The organism is Streptomyces sp. (genome assembly GCF_050698815.1).
Taxonomy (GTDB): Bacteria; Actinomycetota; Actinomycetes; order Streptomycetales; family Streptomycetaceae; genus Streptomyces.
The window spans coordinates 1-6,735 of record NZ_JBOHCV010000749.1 but is presented as its reverse complement, the minus strand read 5'-3'; the positions used below and the strand labels follow the sequence as shown (position 1 = coordinate 6,735).

6 protein-coding genes and 4 tRNA genes are annotated in these 6,735 nt (G+C 72.1%); 4 read left to right on the top strand and 6 right to left on the bottom strand.

Annotation, left to right across the window (positions count from 1 at the left end; translation table 11 throughout):
* Window positions 1-275: 275 nt before the first annotated feature.
* The 6 genes from ACRDP3_RS26615 to ACRDP3_RS26590 form a co-directional block, all read right to left on the bottom strand.
* A tRNA-Lys gene (locus ACRDP3_RS26615) sits at window positions 276-348 on the bottom strand.
* 66 nt (window positions 349-414) lie between these two features.
* On the bottom strand, window positions 415-2,313 hold the full coding sequence (locus ACRDP3_RS26610) for a DEAD/DEAH box helicase (protein ID WP_431519556.1): 1,899 nt from the start codon (window positions 2,311-2,313) through the stop codon (window positions 415-417).
* A 219-nt stretch (window positions 2,314-2,532) separates the two neighbouring features.
* The gene (locus ACRDP3_RS26605) at window positions 2,533-3,075 is read right to left on the bottom strand and encodes a hypothetical protein (protein ID WP_431519555.1); all 543 of its coding nucleotides are present in this window, start codon (window positions 3,073-3,075) and stop codon (window positions 2,533-2,535) included.
* 167 nt (window positions 3,076-3,242) lie between these two features.
* Window positions 3,243-3,617 carry a fluoride efflux transporter CrcB gene (crcB, locus tag ACRDP3_RS26600; RefSeq protein ID WP_431519554.1) on the bottom strand — a complete coding sequence of 125 codons (375 nt, stop codon included), beginning with the start codon at window positions 3,615-3,617 and terminating at the stop codon, window positions 3,243-3,245.
* Window positions 3,614-4,159, bottom strand: a complete 546-nt coding sequence (locus ACRDP3_RS26595; RefSeq protein WP_431519553.1) for a fluoride efflux transporter FluC — start codon at window positions 4,157-4,159, stop codon at window positions 3,614-3,616. Before ACRDP3_RS26595 ends, crcB begins: the two co-directional genes overlap by 4 nt.
* On the bottom strand, window positions 4,156-4,533 hold the full coding sequence (locus ACRDP3_RS26590; protein WP_431519557.1) for a metallopeptidase family protein: 378 nt from the start codon (window positions 4,531-4,533) through the stop codon (window positions 4,156-4,158). Before ACRDP3_RS26590 ends, ACRDP3_RS26595 begins: the two co-directional genes overlap by 4 nt.
* Before the next feature lie 91 nt (window positions 4,534-4,624).
* Between ACRDP3_RS26590 and ACRDP3_RS26585 the strand changes: the two genes are divergently transcribed.
* The 4 genes from ACRDP3_RS26585 (at window position 4,625) to ACRDP3_RS26570 (ending at window position 6,642) form a co-directional block, all read left to right on the top strand.
* Window positions 4,625-6,316: a metallophosphoesterase family protein gene (locus tag ACRDP3_RS26585; RefSeq protein ID WP_431519552.1), complete on the top strand. Its 1,692-nt coding sequence runs from the start codon at window positions 4,625-4,627 to the stop codon at window positions 6,314-6,316.
* Window positions 6,317-6,402: 86 nt separating this feature from the next.
* Window positions 6,403-6,475 (top strand) — tRNA-Glu (locus ACRDP3_RS26580).
* A 14-nt stretch (window positions 6,476-6,489) separates the two neighbouring features.
* Window positions 6,490-6,564: transfer RNA gene (locus ACRDP3_RS26575), tRNA-Asp, on the top strand.
* Between the two features lie 4 nt (window positions 6,565-6,568).
* Window positions 6,569-6,642, top strand: a tRNA-Phe gene (locus ACRDP3_RS26570).
* Window positions 6,643-6,735: the final 93 nt, after the last annotated feature.

The following is a 6,735-nucleotide window of genomic DNA, read 5'->3' as shown; positions in this document are numbered from 1 at the left end:
CGTCCGGACTCCGGTGCGTTCGGCTACGGTCGCGGTGGTTGCTGCACTTCGCTGCTGTACCGCTGCGAGCCGACGATCACGGGCTGGTCTTTCCCCGGGCGAACGACCAGTCGGTAATAGCTGCTGGTTCCAGCCGCGCACATGCGCGCTCGTGCCACCCAGTCAGGGCCCGTCCGCTCACGCAGAACGCCCCCAAGCGAGGGAGCACCCGGACCGATCACATCGGTCCGGGTGCTCCCTCGCAGGTCAGCGGGCTGCACTCGCCTCCATCTCGGTAGGCCGTGTGGGACTCGAACCCACAACCAATGGATTAAAAGTCCACTGCTCTGCCAATTGAGCTAACGGCCCGCCCCCGCAGCATAGCCCGGCCGTCGGCCGGGCTTCGAAGGCGTTCGCCTCCGAGCTGGAGAGGTGTCAGCCGTTGCGCTTCCAGCGCGGCTTGTCGGTGCGGCGGTCGGAGAAGGAACGGGCGCCATTGGTGCGGTGCTCGTCGCGACCCTGGGGGCGGCGGTCGTCGTGGGAGCGGTTGTCGCGTCCGTACGACGATGACGGGGAGGACGGCGCCGGGCGGCGGTCGTCGCGGCGGAAGCCGCCCCGGTCACCACGGTCACCCTCGCGCCGGTCCCGGTTGTAGGAGGGGCGGTCGTCGCGGCGGAAGCCGCCCCGGTCGCCCCGCTCGCCTTCCCGGCGGTCCCGGTTGTACGACGGCCGGTCGCCGTCGCGGCGGAAGCCACCACGGTCACCGCGGTCACCGCGGTCGTTCCGGTCGCCGCCGCGCTGGTCGTCGCGCTTCGCCTCACGCCGCTGCTCGCGCTCCTCGCGGCGCTGCTCACGACGCTGGTCCAGCACGGCCTCCGCCTCCACCTCAGCGGTCAGCGCCGCAGCGGCCTCGGCGACCGCCGCGTCCGGGTCGTCGCCGCGCTCGCGTGCCGCGCGTCCCGTCAACCGCTCGGACTCCGCGCGCAGTTCGGCCGCCCGCTGCTGCGCGCGCTCCAACTGGCGGGTGAGCTGCTTGACTTCGCGCTCCGCCTGCTTGGCGGAGTTGGCGGTGGAGTCGGCCAGCACCTCGGTCAGCGAACGCGCACCCGTGATCCGGGTCACTTCCTCGTCGAAGACGTCGCCCCGCCCGATGATGTGCCGCGAGGCGTCGACGCCCGCGTCCTCCATCAGCCGGAAGATCTGCCGCCGCTGGTGCGGCAGCGCCAGCGACACGACCGTGCCGGACAGCCCCGCGCGAGCGGTACGGCCGGAACGGTGCAGGTAGTCCTTGTGGTCGCCGGCCGGGTCGACGTTCAGCACCAGGTCGATGTTGTCGACGTGGATGCCGCGCGCCGCGACGTCCGTGGCGACCAGCACGTTGACCTTGCCTTCCTTGAAGTCGGCCATGGTGCGGGTCCGCGCGCCCTGCGTCATGCCGCCGTGCAGCGCGTCCGCGCCGACACCGCCCTCGCGGAGCTGCTCCGCGACGCGGTCGGCGCCGAGCTGCGTCCGTACGAAGACGATCGTGCGGCCCTTGCGCGCGGCGATGGCGTTGGTCACCGGCGCCTTGTCGCGCGGCTTCACGACCAGCACGTGGTGGCTCATCGTGGTGACCGCGCCCTGGGCGGCGTCGACCTCGTGCACGACCGGCGTGACGAGGTAGCGGCGCACCAGCGTGTTGATCTCCTTCTCCATCGTCGCGGAGAAGAGCATGCGCTGGCCGCCCTCGGGCAGTTGGTCCAGCAGTTCGGTGACCTCCGGCATGAAGCCGAGGTCGGCCATCTGGTCGGCCTCGTCGAGGATCGCGATCTCGACGTCGGCCAGCGAGCAGGAGCCGCGGCCGATCAGGTCGCGCAGCCGCCCCGGGGTGGCGACGAGGATGTCGACGCCGCGTTCCAGCGCGGAGATCTGGTTCCCCATGGAGGTGCCGCCGCAAACGACCTTGAACTTCAGGCCGAGCACGTCACCGTAGGGCTGCAGGGCGTCGGAGACCTGCATCGCCAGCTCGCGGGTGGGGGTGAGGATGATGCCGCGGGGGCGCTTGCGCTCCGTACGGCCGCCGCTCAGGCGGGTCAGCAGCGGCAGCCCGAAGGAGAGGGTCTTGCCGGAGCCCGTACGGCCGCGGCCGAGGATGTCCTTGCCCGCCAGCGCGTCCGGGATGGTCGCGGCCTGGATCGGGAAAGGGGTGGTGACGCCGTTCTGCGCGAGCTTGCGTACGACCGGCTCGGGAAGCCCGAGATCGGCGAAGGTGACGGTCTCCGCCTCTTCGGTTCCGGCGTCGGCGCCGGCTTCGGGGAATTCAGGCAGGACAGCGTCGAGTGAGGCAACAGACATGCGAAATGCGAACCTTCCGGAGTTCAGCGGCACGCGCCCAGACTCCGTGATTTCGCATACGACCGCCTCGATGCGGTCAGCCACGGCTAAGAGGAACGCGCCACGCGGCGCGCTCTCAACGGCGCCGGGCAAATGGGATCAAACGATCTACCAGCATACGCACCCCCTGGTACGGGGTGCAAATGAGGGTGATGTGAGGGCCAAGGCCCCCGCCTCATGCTACCCCGTCGGCGGCGTAGGTCCCGCCGTCGGTGTGTGCGGCGGGCTCGGGGCGGGCGGACCCGGCGCACTCGGCTGCGGTGGGTCGGGCGGTCGCGGTCCCGGGTGTCCGGTGCCCGGGGGCGCGGGGAGCTTGGGCAGCGCCGGGTGCGGGCCCCCGCCAGGACGCCAGTGGTGATGCTTCGAGCCGTAACCGGAACGGTGGCCCTTCGACGTCCCCGATGTGCCGCGGCCGTCCCGGCCGTGGCGTCCACCGGCGCCCTTACGGGCGTGCCTGGACGCCTTCCCCTTGCCGTGGTCGTGCTGGTGCGCGTCCTTGCCGCGATTCGCGGCACCGCCGTCCCGCGTCGCCCCCGCACTCGCGGAGCCCGCCTGACGCCCCTGTGGGCCGGTGTCCTCGGCGGCACCGTCCGCGCCGCGCACGGTCATGCAGCCGGTGAGGGCGGCCGCCAGTATCGCGCCGACGACCGTACGGGCGACGGCTGAGCGGGACCGGAAACGGAACCGGAAGGGCCGGAAGGGCCGGAAGGGGAAGCGGCGCACAGTGGGACCTCCGGGTGCGGGGAACGGCAGGCGGTCTGCCCAACTGCCCCTCGCCGCGACAAGTCACGTGGCCCACGGTCACGCGGCCCCCACAGTCACGCGGTCACGCGGTCACGCGGTCACGCGGCCACGCGGCCACGCGGCCACGCGGCCACGCGGCCACACGGTCACGCGAAGACAGCACGGGCGACCGTCAGCCCCAGAAACACCGCACCGAGCCCCACCGACAGCGACGCCGCCACATTCGCCGCCGCCAGCCCGCCCCGGCCGCGCTCGGCCAGCCGCAACGTCTCGTACGAGAACGTCGAATACGTCGTCAGCGCCCCGCACAGCCCTGTCCCCAGCAGCGCCATCGTCCTGGGACCGACCGCGCCCGCGCTCGCCATCCCGGCCAGCATCCCGATCGCCAGACTGCCGACCACATTGATGACGAACGTGCCCCACGGAAAAGGGGAGTCGTGCCGCGCCTGCACCGCCCGGTCGGTCAAGTACCGCAGCGGCGCCCCCACCGCCCCGCCCAGCACCACCAGCAGCCAGGTCACAGCACACCCCGGTACCGCTGACGCGCGCCAAGCAGCGCCCGGGTGCCGACGGCCGCCCCCCACACCGCGGCGAGCGCGCCCGCCGGCGTCCCGACCAGATACGCCAGGGCGACCGGCACCCCGTCCGGACCGCCCTCCTCCAGCAGGCGGGCCACGTCGCCCGCGTACGTCGAGAACGTCGTGAACCCGCCCAGCACCCCCACACCCAGGAACGGCCGCAGCAGCGGGTGCGCGTGCGCGTCCCGGCCGCTCTCGCTGACCAGCACCATCAGCACGCCGATCAGGGCGCAGCCCAACACGTTGACCACGAAGACGCCCCACGGGAATCCGGCGCCGCCGCGGGCCGGCAGCCACAGCGACAGCGCGAAGCGCGCGGCGGCCCCCATCGCCCCGCCCGCCGCGATGACGGCGAGCACCAGCCACCCGTGCCGGCCGGCGGTCTCGGCCCGCTGCGCCGGAACGTGCAGATCGACGTCCGGGTCGACGGCCTCCTCGGCGAGCGCCTCGCGCGGCCGGCCGTCCGCCCGACCGTCGTCGCTCACCCGTACCCCAGGTCGTGCAGCCGCTCGTCGTCGATCCCGAAGTGGTGTGCGACCTCGTGTACGACCGTCACCTCCACCTCCCGGACCACCACGGCACGGCCGCCGCCCTCCTCGCCCTCTCCCTCACCCTCGAACGCGCGCAGCGTCGGGCCCCGGTAGACCGTGATCCGGTCCGGCAGCACCCCGGCGTACCACTCGCCCCGCTCGGTCAGCGGCGTGCCCTCGTAGAGGCCGAGCAGATCGGGGTCGTCCGCCTCGGGTTCGTCCTCGACGAAGACGGCGACGTTGTCCATCAGTCTGGTCAGCTCGGGCGGGATGCGGTCCAGCGCCTCCGCCACCAACTCCTCGAATTCCTCCCGCGTCATCTCCAGCACCCGGCCATTGTCCGTCACCGATCGGATGTTCCGCACGGCCCTCGGCGCGTTCTCCGCATAGGTGCACCGGCCGACGGGCATAGGGGGCCTCATGGCCCGCGACGCCAGGAAGTCCCGCAAACCGTTCCGCCTGCCGCACCAGGTACGGAAGCCGACCATTCCCCGCGTCCTGCGTCACTGGCGGGAACGCCGCCGGGGCCGGCTTCCCCCGGACCGGCGGCGCCCGGACCGTACGCGCCCCGTCGCCGGCGGGACCCGCCCCCCGAACCCCTACCTGCCCGGGCTCGCCCTCATCACCGTCACCCTCGCCGGCGCCTGGCTCGGGCTGCTGATCGTCGGCGGCATCACCGCGCCCGTAGGCCCGATGGACACGAAGATGGCGCTGCGCCCCTCCCTCGCGGGCGGCACCGAGATCAACGTCTCGCCGCTCGGCGCCCTCGCCCTGCGCAGCCACGACGCACCTCTCCGCCTCGACGTGGACGTCGACCAGCTCGACCAGGAACGGGCCGCCGCCCTGGTGAACCATCCCGAGCGGATCGCCGGGCTGGAGGAAGAGATCACCTCGGACGTACGGGCCGGCACCGCCGACCTCGCTCTCCGCTCCGCCCTGGCGGTGTTCGCGGGTGCCGGCGTGCTCGCGCTCGCCGTCTACCGCCGTCCGCGGCCCGCCCTCGGGGCGGCCGGCCTCGCCCTCGCGCTGCTGGCGGCCTCCGGGGGGACGGCGTACGCGACGTGGAACCCGAAGTCCGTGCTGGAGCCGAAGTTCTCCGGCCTGCTGGCCAGCGCGCCCTCCGTCGTCGGCAACGCCCGCAGCATCGTCAGCGACTTCGACGTCTACCAGCGGGAGTTGGCCCGGCTGGTCTCCAATGTGACCAAGCTCTACGAGGCCACCTCCACCCTCCCCGCGTACCAGCCCGACCCGAGCACGACCCGCGTCCTGCACGTCTCCGACATCCACCTCAACCCGGCCGCCTGGCAGATCATCAAGTCGCTCGTCGAGCAGTACGACATCGACACGATCATCGACACCGGCGACACCATGGACCACGGCAGCGCCGCCGAGAACGGCTTCCTCGACCCCGTACCCGACCTCGGCGCCCCCTACCTGTGGGTGCGCGGCAATCACGACTCCGACACCACCCAGAAGGCGTTCGAGAAGCTCGCCGACAAGAAGGGCAGCAACGTGCACGTCCTCGACGACGGCGTGCCCCTCAACGTCGCCGGGCTGCGGATCGCGGGCTGGGGCGACCCGCAGTTCACGCCGGACCGGTCCGTCAAGCCCGAGGGCGACCCCGAGGAGCGCAAGGTGGGGCGGCAGCTGGCCATGGCGCTGCGCGCCCAGCGGGCGGCGGACACTCCCGTCGACATCGCCGTCGCCCACAACCCGCTGCTCGTCAAGGAGACCGACGGCCTCGTCCCCCTCGCCCTCGCGGGCCACATCCATCAGCGCAGCAACGAGTTCCTCTCCGGCCGCACCCGGCTGATGATCGAGGCGTCCACGGGCGGCGGCGGCCTGCGGGCGGTGGAGGGCGACACACCGGAGAAGGTGTCCGCGTCCGTCCTCTACCTGGACCGGGACAAGGACGAGCTGCAGGCCTGGGACGAGATCACCCTGGGCGGCCTGGGCCTGACCACGGCCGAGGTCACCCGCCACCTCGCGGGCGACGACGACAACGCCGGCTCCAGCGACGACAAGGGCTCCTCGCCCACCCCGTCCTCGCCCACCCCGTCCTCCCCCACTCCCTCCCCAGCCCGCTCCCCCTCGCCCGGCGACTCCCGCTAACCGTTTTGGCGAACACTCTCGCTATCCCATATGCTTCTCACGTCCCCGACGCGCTGACTCAGCGGAAGCGCCCAGGTGGGCCATCAGCCCTCATCGTCTAGTGGCCCAGGACGCCGCCCTTTCAAGGCGGTAGCACGGGTTCGAATCCCGTTGGGGGCACGCACGACACGCAAGGTCCTGTGGAGCAGTTTGGAGTGCTCGCCACCCTGTCAAGGTGGAGGCCGCGGGTTCAAATCCCGTCAGGACCGCTGCGGCTGGGTAGCTCAGTTGGTACGAGCGATCGCCTGAAAAGCGATAGGTCGCCGGTTCGATCCCGGCCCCAGCCACCGCCGCTGAACAGCAAGAAGCCCCCGTCGAGTGATCTGACGCTGTTGGTTTATTCGGGGGTGGCTTTTACTCGGCCCTGCTGAGCTTTGGCT